Source organism: Algoriphagus aestuariicola (genome assembly GCF_017254835.1).
GTDB lineage: Bacteria > Bacteroidota > Bacteroidia > Cytophagales > Cyclobacteriaceae > Algoriphagus > Algoriphagus aestuariicola.
Genome location: NZ_JAFKCW010000002.1, coordinates 121,855 through 137,664, shown reverse-complemented (window position 1 = coordinate 137,664; position 15,810 = coordinate 121,855). Strand labels below are relative to the sequence as shown.

Below are 15,810 nucleotides of genomic sequence, written 5' to 3'. Positions count from 1 at the left end.
TTCTGCTTTTTAGAATTAGAAATAATTCCGATATTTGCAGGCAATTTCACAAGAAACAACCAAAGCTAACTTGAGCCAAAGACCATACCAGCAACAAAGAGGAAGACAAGAAGAACCTTATCGAATCAATCACAAAATAAGAGTTCGTGAAGTAAGACTAGTAGGCGATTTCGTCGAAGGCGGAAACGCAGTTTTGCCTATCGAAAAGGCCATCAAACTGGCCCAGGACAACGAACTTGACCTTGTCGAAATTTCTCCAAATGCCGACCCTCCAGTATGTAAGATCATCGACTATGCGAAGTTTAAATACGAGCAAAAGAAGAAGCAAAAGGAGATCAAAGCCAACGCAGCCAAGGTTGTTTTAAAGGAAATCAGATTCGGACCTAATACCGATGACCACGACTTCAACTTCAAACTGAAGCATGCGATCAATTTTCTGAAAGAAGGAGCAAAAGTAAAGGCCTACGTACACTTCGTCGGTCGTTCGATTGTCTTCAAGGAAAGGGGAGAGATGCTGTTGTTGAAATTCGCGCAGGAGCTCGAAGACCATGGAGTGGTGGAGCAAATGCCGAAGTTGGAGGGAAAACGGATGAACATCTTTATCGCTCCGAAGGCCCATAAGAAATAATTTCAACCAACTAAATACAGCAAAATGCCAAAAGTAAAAACCAAATCCAGTGCAAAAAAGCGGTTTGCCCTCACGGGAACCGGCAAAATCAAAAGGAAACACGCTTTCAAAAGCCACATCCTGACGAAAAAATCTACCAAGCGTAAGCACAACTTGACCAAAACTGGTCTGGTACACACTTCTGACGAAGGTAGAGTAAGAGACATGTTGAAGATCTGATCTTTAGCCTCATCTCTTTAAAATTTAAGGTTCATTAATTCACCAGATGCTTTGGTAAAAAAGATTCCGAATCGCTCGGAACACCAAGTGTCAAAAATCAAAAAACTATGCCTAGATCAGTAAACGCGGTAGCGTCCAGAGCAAGAAGGAAAAAAGTGCTAAAGGCCACAAGAGGTTATTTCGGAAGAGGTAGCAACGTATGGACTGTAGCAAAAAACAAGTACGAGAAGGGTCTTCAGTACGCTTACAGAGACCGTAAAGCGAAGAAAAGAGAATTCAGAGCTTTGTGGATTCAGCGTATCAACGCCGGTGCTAGAGAGCACGGTGTGTCTTATTCTCAATTGATGGGTTTGCTTAAGAAAGCTGAAATCGAACTTAACAGAAAGGTTTTGGCTGATTTGGCAATGAATCACCCAGAGGCATTCAAAGCTGTAGTTGAAAGAGTGAAATAAGGTCGGCACATCCTTGTTTTGCGGAAAGCCTTCCCCTCGGGAAGGCTTTTTTAATTTTGGGGCGGGCGGCGTTGGCTTTCCGATTTTAGGGAGGCATTGACTTTTGGGTTAAAAAAGCTGGAAAATCCCATAAGCCGAGACCGATAGGATCGAAACCGCACTGATCCAGAACATCAAGTCTGACCAAAAGCCTGGAGTCAGTTTCAGGTCCCGATTTTTAGCCCGGAATTTTATGGCCGCCGCAACAACGATTAACAACAAAACAGATGCGACAAGCCCTCCGGAAAGCACCATGATCCCAGGAAGCTTGATGAAAAGATAGGTAATCGTCCAAATGACAGGAAAGGCCCAAGCTAAAATTCGGACTGATTTTTTCAGTTGGGATTCATCGCCTCTGCGCATCCATCCAAACTCACAAAAAACATCGGGATAGAGCCTCGACCAGTAGGCGAGAGATGCGAAAATGCTGGAATACAGCGCAAAAAAGGCTCCTGCCAAATATATCAGTCGAGCATCGGATCCGAGAGACTGGGTATAGATGGAAGCGAGATAGTTGATCAGGTCGTTTCCATCGGGAAATTCGCCTTGTCCGTAAAGTATAGCAGCCCCCAACAGATAAAAGGCCGCTGTGACCAAAGTATAGATCACCATGGCCAAAAAAGCATCCAAATACATGATCTTGATCCATCCCCGAGCACGTTTTTTCCAAGTTTCAGAGCCATCATTTTGACCTACAAATGCCGCGTAGCCTTTTTCTTGACACCAATAGGTGTACGCGATGATTTCATCACTTGCGACCCCTGTGATCCCAAATGCCGCGATGGCGACGAAAATAGCCTCTTGGGGTAGGTCAAAAGTCAAACCGGACATGACTTCTTTGAATGAAAATCCAAATGGCGTATAAAAAATGGCAACCAAGGAAGCAATGGTAAAGAGTGTAAATCCAAATACCATCAGGGTAGATGCCTTTTCGATCAAGCGATAGTAGTTTTTGTATATCAAAAGTGCGAGGCTAACCGCCAAGAGGATCAACCAAGCGGTCACAGGAAGTGTTGGAACGATCAAATTCAGCACAATCGCTGACCCTCCCAGCATTCCACCTATTTGCAATATTTTGAGGGAGGTCAGAATAAAAGTAGACCATACCGCCCAATTACTCCTTCCTAGTTTAGGCCCAGACAGTTGGTTGAACTCATGCATAAGGGAATTGCCGGAGACAATCGAATTCTTGCCAAACTCCAGTTGAATGGCCACCTTGACCAAGCAGCTGACCAAAATCACCCAAAAGGTGACGAAGCCAGCCTTGGCCCCGAGTAGGGTAGTGGCGATCAGCTCGCCGGAGCCCACAATGGATGCAGATAGGATAAATCCCGGGCCGAGAAATCGGAGTTTTCCAAAAAACGAACTCGGTGGGTCTTGGATTGTTTTTGGGTTCATTGACAAGGAATATAGCCAAATTAATCCATCCTTGAGTTAAGATTGAAACTAACGAGCGATCAAAGTGAGATGCAAATTGTCGATTTGAGAGAAATATAACACATCACTTGTGCGCGTTTGATTTCCGCTTAAAAAACTCGACGTTGACCACTGTCCATGGCCAAAAAAGAAAAAGGCTTCCGTATTCGAAAGCCTTTGTAGTCCCGAAAGGGTTCGGGAGGAGTTGAACCCGTGTCCGCCTGGGCGGATATGACTCCTACACGCGAACCAACTGAGCTTCCTCGCCTCAAAAGCGGAGGACATTAGATTTGACCCATTCCCTCCCTTTTCCTGTTTTGAGATAGCTTTCCCTTTGAAAGGCTTCAGATTTTGACTCAAAAAATTCGACATGGAGAACCATCCAAGGTCTATAGCGGGTGGTAAATCCCTTGGTTGATTTGGAATTGTGGAAGTGGAACCGGGTGATCAGATCAGAGGTCATTCCAGTGTAGGTCTTTCCGGAACCTGGAGAAAAAAGGATGTAGACGACATACGAATCCATAGGCCAAAAAAGAAAAAGGCTTCCGTATTCGAAAGCCTTTGTAGCGAGGACGGGAGTTGAACCCGTGACCTCAGGGTTATGAATCCTGCGCTCTAACCAACTGAGCTACCTCGCCAAATGTTTTTTCAATATTTCAAAATCCGAGTACAATAAACCCATGTCCGCCGCGGTGGATATGAATCCAGTGCTCTAACCTACGGAGTTACCTCACCGTATTTTTATTAATTTATCCAGATATTGATTTTTGAAATTAATGGTTAACTTAAAGCACCATCGAATTTCCAAAAAGCAGGCTTTTTCCGTGTGAAATCAGCCATTTTGAGCCCCCTTCAAAAGGGAATGCAAATATGAGGTCTTGTGCTCTGAAATGCAAGTTCAGTTTTGAGAAAAAGTGTGAAAAAGTCGCCTTTAAATTACTCCATCATGGTCAAAAATAAGTTTGTCGCTGATTATCAAATAAATGCTTCCAAGAAAATTGTTTTCCATTATTTAAGTACTGCCAGCGGATTGGAAGAGTGGTTTGCGGATGAAGTTCGGATTGACGAGGACAAGAATTATATTTTCAATTTTGACAATGAGGATCACCACGCCCGATTGAGTTCACTGAGGTCCAACCTGCACGTGAAATTCGATTTTTTCGATCCCAAAAACCCAAATGAAGCGGACCATTCCTTCATCGAGTTCAAGTTGGAGGAGAACGAACTGACCCAATCCCTCTTTCTAAAAGTGATCGACTACTCCAACGATTACGAAGAGGAGGAGCTTGAGGCGATTTGGGATGGACTGATTTCGAAGCTAAAGGAAATAATAGGTGGGTAAATTGCCTTCAAATTGCCAACTTTGAACCCAGCCTCCGGAAAATCGTTTTCCAAGCGGGGAAGTTTGCACGGATGAAAAAACTCGATAAGCTTATTTTGGGGTCTTTTTTGGGGCCTTTTTTATTAACATTTCTAGTCGTTGACTTCATTCTGCTGATAGTCAACATGCTCAAGTACTTCGACGAGATCTTCGGAAAGGGGCTAGGTTTTTGGATATATGCAGAACTGATCGGCTATTTTGTAATCAGCATTTCCCCCATGGCTTTGCCGCTCGCAGTGCTGCTGTCCAGCCTGATGACTTTTGGTAATCTGGGGGAGCACTTTGAACTTACAGCCATTAAAAGCAGCGGGATCTCCCTGATCAGGGCAATGAGACCCATAGGTATTTTCGCCGTCTTGCTCACAATAGCCGCCTATCTTTCCAACAATTATTTGGTGCCAAAGGTCAACCTGAAGACGTTCAGCCTCCTCTATGACATCCGTATGAAATCGCCTGCATTGGATATCAAGGAGGGCGTTTTTTACGCAGGCATACCCAACTACAGCATCAAGGTCAACAAAAAAATGGATGACGTCCGACTTCGGGATATCATTATCTACAACCATGCTGGGCAGGAGGGAAACTTAAACATGACTTTGGCGGACTCCGGCAGAATGGAGACTTTTTTTAACGATAGCTACCTCAAGCTAACCCTTTACAATGGCCAGAACTATAAGGAGGAGCGCCAAACTCGGGGAATCAGTGAGCCTCCCGTGGAGTTCTCAAGAACACAGTTTGACGAAAACGTCATCATATTTGATCTGGATGCTTTTCAACTTAGCAGGACTCCGGAAGATCTCTGGTCCACCAACCGGGCGATAAAGAATATCTCACAGATCCAGCTTGGGCTAGACTCGATCACTACACTGGTCAATGACTTGAAATTTCAAAACTACACCACCGCACAAAGCATCTATAATTTTTTTGGAAAAGAGCGCAAGCTTACTCCCTCGGAGGAAATAAGGAACCGAAAAACGAGGGATGATGAACTAAGGAAGGCAAAGATCGAGCGAGAGAAAGCGGAAAAGGACTCCCTTAAAGCCCTGGAAAAAGAAGGAGATTCTGTGGCCGTAACTCAAAATGATTCGACAAAGCCTGTCGATCCTAAGGTATATCTAGCGAGTAGTTCAGAATCGCCGAAGTCAGACTCTATTTTCAGCCGAAATCCTAAGGTGAATATTTCATTGCGGGATTCACTTTCGTCCGACTCGACCATGGTCAGTCCTTCTATTCCTACTCAGAACACCGTTGCTGTGAAGGCCAAAAGAACTGCACCCCTCACGGATGAGGAACGGGCGAAGATCGATTCGGTCGTGGTAAAGAGAGGCTACATATCCAATGCCTATACTATGGCGCTAAATAACTCACGAAACCTCAAAAACTCCTTTGATGTCAAGAAAAGCCAGATTGAAAGCCATCAGCGGGAATACAGGAGATATGAGATAGCCTGGTATCAGAAATATACGCAGGCTATTGCCTGCTTTGTGATGTTTCTGATCGGTGCACCCCTTGGTTCTATCATCAAAAAGGGAGGGCTCGGAATGCCGGTTTTGATCTCGATAATTTTCTTTATCCTTTTTTATATGTTGACTATCACCGGCGAAAAGTGGGCAAAGGAAGGAATAACAGATCCGCTATTTGGGACGGTTTTCTCAAACCTATGCCTACTTCCTTTTGGATTGTTCTTCCTGAGGCAGGCAAGAAGGGACGCAAGGCTCTTTGAGGCGGATTTTTATTCGGGTCTTTGGAAAAAAGTGTCCGCTTTTTTGCCCAAACGTCCAGCAAAGTCCAAGTGATTGTTTACTTTCCAAAATATTAATCTTACCTTTGTAGCTGTTTTATAAAATTTAGCTAAACATGTATTTAACATCAGAGAAAAAACAAGAGTTGTTTCAGAATCATGGACGGTTAAAATCTGCTACTGATACAGGATCTCCTGAGTCACAGATTGCCCTCTTCACCCACAGAATCCAGCATTTGACTGAGCACCTAAAGTCAAACAAGAAGGATCACTCCTCTAGATTGGGTCTGCTGAAGTTGGTAGGTAAAAGAAGAAGCCTACTGGACTACCTCCATAAGAAAGACATCGAGCGCTACAGAGCGATTATCGCAGAGCTCGGAATCAGAAAATAATCCTTTCGGTAAGGTTCTCAATTTTAGAGAACCTTACTTTTTTCTTTTTAAGCTAGATGCCTTTATTTTTCAAACCGAAGAAAATTATACTAACAACAATTTATGTTACCAAATTTGATCACGAAGACCATCCAACTACAGGATGGCAGAGAAATCACTATCGAAACTGGAGCACTTGCCAAACAGGCTGACGGTTCTGTAGTTGTGCGGATGGGAAAAGCGATGCTGTTGGCCACTGTGGTCGCCAAGAAAGACGCTTTGGAAGGAGTTGACTTTTTGCCATTATCAGTAGACTATCAGGAGAAATTTGCTTCTTCCGGTAAAATCCCCGGAGGATTTTTGAAAAGAGAGGGCAGATTGTCCGACTACGAAATTTTGATCAGTCGGATCGTGGACCGAGCAATCCGTCCGATATTTCCGGATGACTACCATGCTGACACGCAGGTAGCCATCACGTTGATGTCCGCTGACAGTGAAGTGCTGCCGGACAGCCTAGCGGGGCTTGCGGCCTCTGCGGCTTTGGCCGTGTCGGACATTCCATTCAATGGGCCGATCTCCGAGGTTCGAGTTGCCAAGGTCGACGGTACCTTGGTCATCAACCCAACTCCATCCCAGCTTGAAAAGGCTTCTTTGGAGTTTATTGTGGCAGGCTCTCTTGAGTACATCTTGATGGTGGAAGGCGAAGCGTCTGAGATCCAGGAAGATGAAATGGTAGAGGCATTACAATATGCCCATGAGGAGATTAAGCGTCATTGCCAGGCACAGATAGAATTGACCCAAATGGTTGGCAAGGAAAAGAAGAGGGAGTATTCTCACGAAAAGTCCGATCCCGGGTTGTATGACAAGATGAAAGCTGAGCTTTACGACAAGCTTTTTGCTTCCGTCAGCAAACAAACTCCAAACAAAACGGAGCGTTCCGCAGCGATCAAGGAAATCAAAGATGCATTTGTTGAGAGCCTGGGCGAGGAGCATGAATTTGAAGCAAGCCTGATTGGGCCATACTTTCATAAAATCCACAAGGAGGCCGCCCGTAACTTGACTCTTGAAACCAAGAAAAGACTGGATGGGAGAGCGCTAAACGAAATCAGACCGATCTGGTCTGTGGTGGATTACCTTCCTTCGGCACATGGTTCGGCGGTTTTTACTAGGGGAGAGACCCAGTCTGTGACCACTTGTACCCTTGGTACCAAGATGGACGAGCAGATGGTCGACGGAGCTGTTATTTCCGGATATAATAAATTTTTCCTGCATTACAACTTCCCGGGATTTTCCACTGGCGAGGTAAAGCCAAACAGAGGACCGGGTAGAAGGGAAGTAGGGCACGGCAATTTGGCCATGAGGGCTCTGAAAAAAGTTCTTCCAGCAGAAAACGAAAACCCCTACACTATCCGAATCGTATCGGATATTCTGGAATCCAACGGTTCATCCTCGATGGCAACTGTTTGCGCCGGTTCTTTGGCGTTGATGGATGCTGGTATTCCGATCAAGGCACCTGTTACTGGTATTGCGATGGGAATGATCTCTGATTCCAAGACTGGTAAATATGCGATTCTCTCCGACATCCTTGGAGATGAAGATCACTTGGGTGACATGGACTTCAAGGTTACAGGCACAGAAAAGGGGATCACCGCTTGCCAGATGGACTTGAAGGTCGAAGGACTGGATTATTCAGTTCTGAAGGAAGCGTTGTACCAAGCGAAAGAGGGACGTCTACACATTCTCAATGAGATTTCCAAGACTTTGGCTGCGCCTAAACCGGATCTGAAGCCTCATACTCCACGTTCATTCATGATGTGGATTCCTAAGGAATTGATCGGAGCCGTGATCGGACCAGGTGGAAAAGTAATTCAGGAGATCCAGAAGGACACCGCGACTACCATCGTGATCGAAGAGATCGACAACCAAGGTAAAATCAACGTTTTCTCTGCTAACCAAGCGAACATGGACGCTGCGATCAAGCGCATCAAGGCGATCGTTGCTCAGCCTGAAATCGGCGAGACATACACCGGAAAAGTAAAAAACATCCAGCCTTTTGGCGCCTTTGTGGAATTTATGCCCGGCAAAGATGGTTTACTCCATATCTCCGAAATCAAGTGGGAGCGACTGGAAAGCATGGAAGGAGTGCTTGAGCCTGGCGAAGAAATCGTGGTCAAATTGATCGAAATCGATAAAAAAACTGGCAAATTCAAGCTTTCGAGAAAGGCTCTATTGCCAAAGCCGGAAAAACCTGCTCCTAAAGAACAGGCATAATCAAACAATTGATTATCTTATTTGCATTAAAAAATTAATTTCTCAAATTCTAATTTGAATGAGGCAGCTAAAAATTAGCAAACAGATTACCAACAGGGAATCCCAATCACTGGACAAATACCTTCAGGAAATTGGCAAAGTAGACCTGTTGACAGCTGATGAAGAAGTAGTTTTGGCAAAGAGAATCCGCGAGGGTGACCAACTGGCGCTGGAAAAACTGACCAAGGCAAACCTTCGATTTGTGGTATCTGTCGCCAAACAATACCAGAACCAAGGCCTTTCTTTGGGAGATTTGATCAATGAAGGGAATCTTGGCTTGATCAAGGCTGCCCAGCGATTTGATGAGACCCGTGGTTTTAAATTCATCTCCTATGCCGTGTGGTGGATCAGACAATCCATCCTGCAGGCTTTGGCCGAGCAGTCCAGGATTGTTCGCTTGCCGCTGAATAGGGTAGGATCCCTTAACAAGATCTCAAAGACCTTCAGTGAGCTGGAGCAGAAGTTCGAGCGGGAGCCATCTCCGGAGGAACTGGCAGAGGTACTCGAGGTGACCGCGTCTGAGGTGGTCGACACCATGAAGATTTCCGGCCGCCACGTCTCAATGGATGCTCCGTTTGTGCAGGGAGAAGAAAACAGCCTTTTGGATGTGTTGGAAAACGACGGGGACGAGAAGCCGGATGATGGGCTGATGACCGATTCCTTGAGAAAAGAAGTTCAGCGTGCGCTTTCTACCCTCACCCAAAGAGAAGCTGATGTCATCACGCTGTATTTTGGACTCAACGGCGAGCATGCGATGACCCTCGAAGAAATCGGAGAGAAGTTCAACTTGACCCGCGAGCGGGTCAGACAAATCAAGGAAAAAGCAATCAGGAGGCTACGTCATACTTCCAGAAGTAAGACGCTAAAACCCTACCTGGGATAATTGAAAAAGGGGCTCAGGCCCCTTTTTTATTTTCATGCCATAATTTATTTATCTGGTATTAAGTGACAATTATCTGCTTAGGGAATTTTAACTATGCCGAGTTTTGTTGCCTACCCAAAAATGACAAAATTTAACCGATTTAATACAAGCTATTAATGAACCAAGAAATTGAAAGGGTCAAAGTATTGATCATCGGATCGGGCCCTGCCGGCTATACAGCGGCGATATACGCATCGAGAGCTGGATTGTCACCCGTATTGTACACTGGAGGTCAGCCCGGTGGCCAGCTTACCATCACTAACGATGTCGAAAACTACCCCGGATACCCAGACGGGATCATGGGTCCAGAAATGATGGAAGATTTTAAGAAGCAAGCAGAAAGATTCGGAACGGATGTGCGCTACGGGATGGTGACCAAGGTGGATTTTTCCTCACGTCCCCATGTAGTCACAGTGGACGATCAAGTGACCATCCATTCGGAGACAACGATCATTTCCACCGGAGCCTCAGCGAAGTGGTTGGGAATCGAAAGCGAGACTCGATTGAATGGGAAAGGTGTTTCTGCCTGTGCTGTTTGTGACGGTTTCTTTTTTCGCGGGCAGGAAGTCGCCATCGTTGGTGCTGGCGATACCGCCTGCGAGGAGGCAAGCTACCTTGCAAACATTTGCTCCAAAGTGTACATGATCGTGAGAAGGGAGGAAATGAGAGCATCCCAGATCATGCAAAATCGCGTAATGAACAATCCTAAGATCGAAATTCTGTGGAATTCGGAGACCGATGAGATTTTGGGAGAAGAAGAGGTAAGAGGCGTGCGGATTTTCAACAATAAAACCGGAGAAAAAAAGGAAATAGCAATTTCTGGCTTCTTTGTTGCTATTGGTCACCAACCCAACACGGAGATCTTTAGGGATTTTGTCCACATGGATCCTTCCGGTTATATCAAGACCATTCCGGGAAGTTCAAAAACCAACGTCGATGGCGTATTTGCATGTGGAGATGCTCAGGATAATGTCTATAGACAAGCAGTCACCGCAGCAGGTACAGGCTGTATGGCAGCGTTGGATGCGGAGCGCTTCCTGGCAGCACACGAGAATCATTAAATCCAATTGATGAGGAATTACATTCTGAGAACAATTTTGGGAATCCTGCTGAGCATTGGTTTCATTGAAGCCAATGCTCAGGTTTTTCCTAAGATTGTCAAGAAAAACAGTGCAAATAATCCCGCCAGTGCCCAGGAGAGAAGAAATATCGAACTGAGACAGTTTGACCAAGAATCCTACCTTAGGACACTCACCTTTCAGACCGATTCATTGATTTTTCAATACGATGTTAACCTGGCTAGGATCAGGTCGATCATCAGTGAGGACCAGAACGTAATGGCTTGGGCTCCCACCAACCAGCTGGTCAAAGTGTCGGAGCAAATCCAGATAGATAGCATTTGGGTGACAGCCTTTGAATACTATTCGACATGGGACAGCAAGAAAGTCGACATCTACAATTTTGACATCCGAAATTTTCAGGATAGCCTGCAGCTGCGATTGTATGACCAGCGTTACGGCATGGAGTGGAAATTTCCTTTGGATCAATCCAAAAAGACCTCGGTGTTTGGTCCTAGATGGGGTAGAAACCACTATGGCACTGACTTGGATTTGGATACCGGAGACCCGGTTTATTCCGCCTTTGATGGGATAGTACGGGTACGATCCTACGATAGGTATGGCTGGGGATACTACGTGCTAGTAAGGCACAAAAATGGCTTAGAAACGCTCTATGGACACCTTTCGAAGCAGATCGCAGAGGTAGGCGACGAGATAAAAGCAGGGGATATTATCGGAAAGGGCGGAAGTACAGGCCGAAGTACCGGCTCCCATCTCCACTATGAGATGCGGTATCGGGGGCTTCCTTTTGATCCGGAAAACGTATATGATTTTGACAAAGGAGAGTTGACGATACAAGATCTGCTGATCACTAAGGATCTTTTTTCCCACGTAGCGAAGGCTAGGGAGGCCGCGTACCATCGAGTTAAAAGAGGCGATACTCTAGGCTCAATAGCAAGGAGATACGGAGTGACCATCAGTCAAATCACCAGATTGAACGGGATCAGCACTCGTTCTATCTTGCGTGTCGGGCAGAATCTCAGAATAAAATAGGAAACAAATGAAATTGGATATTTTGGTGTTGGCCGCTCATCCTGACGATGCCGAACTGGGGTGTTCGGGGACTATCGCTGCGCACGTAGCGAAAGGACACAAGGTTGGCATTGTCGATTTGACGCAAGGGGAGATGGGTACACGTGGTACCCCAGAACTTCGGCTGAAGGAGTCGGAAGACGCAGCCAAAATTCTTGGGCTTTCCGCTAGAGAAAATATGGGCTTCAGAGACATCTATTTCAAGGATGATGAAGTCCACCAAAAGGAGCTTATCAGAGTTATACGCAAGTATCAGCCGGATATTGTCCTAGCCAATGCGGTTTCAGATCGGCATCCAGACCATGGAAAAGGGTCCTCTTTGGCTACGAATGCCTGCTTTATGAGTGGACTGCGCAAGATTGAGACTGTTGAGGCGGGTATTGCCCAAGAGCCTTGGCGGCCAAAATTTGTCTACCACTACATTCAAAACAACTATATAAAGCCGGATTTTATCTTCGATATTTCAGCGTTTTGGGACATCAAGGTGGCCAGCATCATGGCTTTTAAGTCCCAGTTTTATGACCCTTTCTCCGAAGAGCCATCCAGCTTTATTTCCTCTCCGGACTTTTTGCCCTTCATCGAATCCAGAGCCAGAGAGTTTGGGCATAGAATTATGGCCAAATATGGAGAAGGATTTACAGTGGAGCGCTTTATCGGCATCGATGACCTCTTTGATTTGAAATAATCAAGGAGCAAGGCGGTTGATTGTCCAGCTTTCGTCTGGATTTTTCTGATAGCTGATTCGGTCGTGGAGTCGGCTGGGCCTTCCCTGCCAAAACTCGAGGCGGAATGGCAATAGTCGGTATCCTCCCCAGTGGCTTGGCCTCGTGAGCTCTTCGACCTTGAATTTTTCTTCAAAAGCCTTTTGACGCGAACTGAGCTCTTCCCGGCTGCCAAGGATTGTGCTCTGGGGTGATGCCCAGGCCCCAATTTGTGATCCTGTCGGTCTGGAAAGGAAGTAGGCGTCTGATTCCGCCGAACTAACTTTTGTCAGATCTCCAGTGATCCTTACTTGTCGCTCCAGCTCTGGCCAGAAGAAGGTCAGTGACCCTCGGGGAATTGCGGCAATTTCTCGCCCTTTCTCGCTTGCGTAGTTGGTGAAAAACACAAAGCCCTCATCTACCTCTTTCAGCAGCACTATCCTGCCATTCGGATAGCCGTCAAGCCCCATCGTGGACAGGCACATGGCGTTCACTTCAGGTACTTCGGAATCGATTGCTTCATCTATCCAGATTCGAAATTGCTGAATTGGATCTGAATTTATATCATTGATATCCAGTGATTTGGAACTGTAGTCTTTACGGATTTCCGAGAGTTTTGTCATTGATTTTCTTGTGTTGGAAATTGCTTGATAAAAGTACCATAGGCATTGGATTTTTAAAATTTAAGCCTATATTTTTCACTGAAAAGGAAAGGATACAAGCATGAAGAATGAGCCTTCGAAAATTCCCCAAGCAGGAAATCTACTAATTTCTGAACCGTTTTTGCAGGATGAGAACTTCGTGCGATCCGTGGTTCTGCTTTGTGAACACAATTCCGAAGGAAGTTTTGGGCTGGTTCTTAATAAGCCGTCCATACTTCATTTGAGTGAATTGGTAGAGGAACTGTCTTTTCTGGAAAATGAAGTTTTCGTTGGGGGCCCGGTCGAGCAAAACACTTTGCATTTTATCTATTTCGGCGAAAAAATCCTCGAAGGCAGCATTGCCATCGGGGAGGATCTTTGGTGGGGAGGGGATTTTGAGAGCTTGGTTGACCAGCTAAAAAGCGGGCTTTTGGCCCCCCATGACGTACGTTTTTTTATTGGATATAGCGGCTGGGGTTCGGGCCAACTGTCAGATGAATTGGGTGAAAATACCTGGATTATCTGTGACCATAAAGTGGATGCGGACGTCCTTGGAAACACCCCCGATGAGCTTTGGAGATTGCTTTTGAAAAACATGGGAGGGGAGTTTAAGGTAATCGCAAATTATCCCCTCGACCCAAGATTAAATTAGGCAAAATCCCTACTTTTGCCCATATTGCCTTGAAATAGTATCGTTTTTATGACTGAGAAAAGTAACGAATTGTCCCAAAAAGACAAGGTGACCCAAGCTTCTGACGAGGAAGTGAAGGGTATCGAGAATGCAGAACAAGCCGAAGAATCTGAAGCCATTCAGGCGTTGGAAGATGGCGACATACAAGAGAGTGAGCCTGTAGCGGTTGCAAGTAAATCCGAATCTTCCGAACCTGAGAGTAAGGAGCCAGCTTCTAGTGATGACGCTCAAGTGGAAGAAGCAACTCAATCCGAATCAACCGTTTCAAATGAACCTTCAGTAAGTAGCGAAAGTAGCGAACAAACCGAAGCTGGGGATTCCCAGGGGGAAGAGACAGAGGAAGATGAACATGAGCATGCAGACGAGCACTTGGAACTATCCGGATTGAACAAGGTTCAGCTATTGAAGCTGCTCAAAGACAAAATCCACCATATTCCTGTACTGAAGCTCGACAAGACTGCACATGAAATCAAGGCTGCATTTGACGAACTAGTATCCAAAGACAAGGAGGAAGCTCTGAGCAAATTCAAAGCTGAGGGCGGAGCGGAAGATGATTTCGAATATCGTCAGCATGAAGAAGAACGCGAATTTTTCAAAGTGTTCAACGACTTCAGGTATCAAATTAACTCACTCAGAAAGGAAGCCGAAAAGCAGAAGGAAAAAAACCTTACAGCCAAAAACGAACTACTCAATAAACTTCGGGACCTGGTAGACGGCGAAGAGACTACCCTGAGCATGGGCGCGGTCAAAGCAATCCAGGAGGAGTGGAAATCCATTGGCCCAGTGCCTACCGCTCAAAATCGTAACCTGTGGGCAAGTTTCAATGCCTTAATGGACCGTTTCTACGACAACCGTAGCATTTACTTTGAGCTAAAAGAGCTCGACAGAAAAAAGAATCTGGAAAGCAAAACTGAGCTTTGTGAGAAAGCCGAGCTGCTCAAAGACGTGAAGGAACTCAAAGAGGCCATCCGTCAGCTGAATGAGCTGCATGAGGAATTCAAGCATATTGGGCCCGTACCGAGAGAAGACCAAGAAAATCTTTGGCAGCGGTTTAAGGCTGCCTCAGATGCTGTCTACGACCGCAGAAAGGAGTTTTTTGAAGGTCAGAAAGAAGTCTTCAAAAAGAATCAAACTGATAAAGAGGCACTGATTGCCCAGTTGGCTCCATTTGCCGATTTCAAGGCTGATCGAATCAAAGACTGGAATATCAAAACGAAAGAGATTTTGGAGGTTCAAAAGGCTTGGGAAAAGATCGGACCGGTGCCCAAGGAGGCTGGAAAAGAAATAAACAAGGCGTTCTGGGCGGCTTTCAAGCATTTCTTCCACAACAAAAACCTATTCTTTAAAGAGCTGGATGAAATCCGCGCGACCAATCAGAAAAAAGCGGAGGAGCTTATCGCTCAAGCAGAATCTTTGATGGAAAACACAGACTGGCAAAATACCGCCAATCAATTGGTAAAACTGCAGCAGGACTGGAAAAAGCTGGGACCCACCCCGGAAAAAAACAGGGATTCGCTCTACAAGAAGTTCAAGGCTGCCTGTGATGCTTTCTTCGAAAACCGAAGAAATTCCAACAGACAAGCTCATTCAGAATTTGATCAGAACCTGAAGAAAAAGCAAGAACTTATTCAGACCATCTTGTCCGCTGCTGCAGGGGAGAATTTGAGCGAGGAGGCACTGACGACTTGGGTTACCGAATTCAACGAGATTGGCTTCGTGCCGCGTAAGAACATCAAGGAAGTCCAGGCCCAATTCAAGGAAGCTGTCGATCAATATCTGGAAAATCTGGACTCCACAGACACGGACAGAGAAGACTTCTTGTTTAGACTGAATCTGAACCGTATCCAATCCGATCCAAATGCAGTCAAGACGCTGAACAAGAAAGAACATGGCATCCGCAAGCAGATCTCTGATTTGGAAAACAACATTACGCTGTGGAAAAACAACCTCGAGTTCTTTACTGCTTCAAAAACCGCGGATAAGCTCAAAGACCAATTTGACATCAAGATCCAAAAGGCAGAAGAAGAAATTGACAAGCTTAAGAAGAAGCTGAACATCCTGAAAGAATTCTAAATTTTTCTCTCTCAAAATCTGCGAGATAGAGAAGCGGAAGCAAAAACATGGATATCGGACTTGGAGAGAAATACC

At 45.5% G+C, this 15,810-nt stretch carries 16 protein-coding genes and 1 tRNA gene; 13 read left to right on the top strand and 4 right to left on the bottom strand.

The annotated features are described in order from the left end of the window. Window positions 1-70: 70 nt before the first annotated feature. The 3 genes from infC (at window position 71) to rplT (ending at window position 1,299) form a co-directional block, all read left to right on the top strand. Window positions 71-628, top strand: a complete 558-nt coding sequence (gene infC, locus J0A67_RS07870) for a translation initiation factor IF-3 (protein WP_241265115.1) — start codon at window positions 71-73, stop codon at window positions 626-628. A gap of 24 nt (window positions 629-652) precedes the next feature. Beyond that, a complete protein-coding gene (rpmI, locus tag J0A67_RS07865) occupies window positions 653-847 on the top strand; it encodes a 50S ribosomal protein L35 (RefSeq protein WP_206568766.1) in 195 nt (64 codons plus the stop codon). Between the two features lie 107 nt (window positions 848-954). Then, window positions 955-1,299 (top strand): 50S ribosomal protein L20, encoded by a 345-nt coding sequence (rplT, locus tag J0A67_RS07860; protein ID WP_026951716.1) that lies wholly within the window; start codon window positions 955-957, stop codon window positions 1,297-1,299. A gap of 108 nt (window positions 1,300-1,407) precedes the next feature. Here the strand turns inward: rplT and J0A67_RS07855 are convergent, their stop codons facing one another. The 3 genes from J0A67_RS07855 to J0A67_RS07845 form a co-directional block, all read right to left on the bottom strand. Beyond that, window positions 1,408-2,736 carry an Nramp family divalent metal transporter gene (locus J0A67_RS07855; RefSeq protein ID WP_206568765.1) on the bottom strand — a complete coding sequence of 443 codons (1,329 nt, stop codon included), beginning with the start codon at window positions 2,734-2,736 and terminating at the stop codon, window positions 1,408-1,410. Between the two features lie 286 nt (window positions 2,737-3,022). Continuing rightward, a complete protein-coding gene (locus J0A67_RS07850) occupies window positions 3,023-3,277 on the bottom strand; it encodes a GIY-YIG nuclease family protein (RefSeq protein ID WP_206568764.1) in 255 nt (84 codons plus the stop codon). Between the two features lie 41 nt (window positions 3,278-3,318). Then, a tRNA-Met gene (locus tag J0A67_RS07845) sits at window positions 3,319-3,392 on the bottom strand. A gap of 308 nt (window positions 3,393-3,700) precedes the next feature. Between J0A67_RS07845 and J0A67_RS07840 the strand changes: the two genes are divergently transcribed. The 8 genes from J0A67_RS07840 to bshB1 all read left to right on the top strand — a co-directional run bounded on the left by J0A67_RS07840 (window position 3,701) and on the right by bshB1 (window position 12,314). Continuing rightward, complete coding sequence (locus J0A67_RS07840; RefSeq protein WP_206568763.1) at window positions 3,701-4,096, top strand: START-like domain-containing protein; 396 nt, start codon at window positions 3,701-3,703, stop codon at window positions 4,094-4,096. A gap of 71 nt (window positions 4,097-4,167) precedes the next feature. Further along, window positions 4,168-5,931 carry an LptF/LptG family permease gene (locus J0A67_RS07835; protein ID WP_206568762.1) on the top strand — a complete coding sequence of 588 codons (1,764 nt, stop codon included), beginning with the start codon at window positions 4,168-4,170 and terminating at the stop codon, window positions 5,929-5,931. Window positions 5,932-5,992: 61 nt separating this feature from the next. Next, window positions 5,993-6,268, top strand: a complete 276-nt coding sequence (gene rpsO / locus J0A67_RS07830; RefSeq protein ID WP_206568761.1) for a 30S ribosomal protein S15 — start codon at window positions 5,993-5,995, stop codon at window positions 6,266-6,268. 102 nt (window positions 6,269-6,370) lie between these two features. Further along, a complete protein-coding gene (gene pnp, locus J0A67_RS07825; RefSeq protein ID WP_206568760.1) occupies window positions 6,371-8,518 on the top strand; it encodes a polyribonucleotide nucleotidyltransferase in 2,148 nt (715 codons plus the stop codon). 58 nt (window positions 8,519-8,576) lie between these two features. Beyond that, window positions 8,577-9,440 carry a sigma-70 family RNA polymerase sigma factor gene (locus J0A67_RS07820; protein ID WP_026951708.1) on the top strand — a complete coding sequence of 288 codons (864 nt, stop codon included), beginning with the start codon at window positions 8,577-8,579 and terminating at the stop codon, window positions 9,438-9,440. A 155-nt stretch (window positions 9,441-9,595) separates the two neighbouring features. Next, complete coding sequence (gene trxB / locus J0A67_RS07815; protein ID WP_206568759.1) at window positions 9,596-10,540, top strand: thioredoxin-disulfide reductase; 945 nt, start codon at window positions 9,596-9,598, stop codon at window positions 10,538-10,540. 9 nt (window positions 10,541-10,549) lie between these two features. Further along, the gene (locus tag J0A67_RS07810; RefSeq protein ID WP_206568758.1) at window positions 10,550-11,590 is read left to right on the top strand and encodes a peptidoglycan DD-metalloendopeptidase family protein; all 1,041 of its coding nucleotides are present in this window, start codon (window positions 10,550-10,552) and stop codon (window positions 11,588-11,590) included. A 7-nt stretch (window positions 11,591-11,597) separates the two neighbouring features. After that, window positions 11,598-12,314 carry a bacillithiol biosynthesis deacetylase BshB1 gene (gene bshB1 / locus J0A67_RS07805; RefSeq protein ID WP_206568757.1) on the top strand — a complete coding sequence of 239 codons (717 nt, stop codon included), beginning with the start codon at window positions 11,598-11,600 and terminating at the stop codon, window positions 12,312-12,314. On the opposite strand, the gene pdxH is transcribed toward bshB1, so the two are convergent. Further along, window positions 12,315-12,953, bottom strand: a complete 639-nt coding sequence (gene pdxH / locus J0A67_RS07800) for a pyridoxamine 5'-phosphate oxidase (RefSeq protein ID WP_206568756.1) — start codon at window positions 12,951-12,953, stop codon at window positions 12,315-12,317. A gap of 100 nt (window positions 12,954-13,053) precedes the next feature. Between pdxH and J0A67_RS07795 the strand changes: the two genes are divergently transcribed. Together J0A67_RS07795 and J0A67_RS07790 are read left to right on the top strand one after the other, a co-directional pair. Continuing rightward, window positions 13,054-13,623 carry a YqgE/AlgH family protein gene (locus tag J0A67_RS07795; protein WP_206568755.1) on the top strand — a complete coding sequence of 190 codons (570 nt, stop codon included), beginning with the start codon at window positions 13,054-13,056 and terminating at the stop codon, window positions 13,621-13,623. Between the two features lie 48 nt (window positions 13,624-13,671). Further along, complete coding sequence (locus J0A67_RS07790) at window positions 13,672-15,735, top strand: DUF349 domain-containing protein (protein ID WP_206568754.1); 2,064 nt, start codon at window positions 13,672-13,674, stop codon at window positions 15,733-15,735. Window positions 15,736-15,810: the final 75 nt, after the last annotated feature.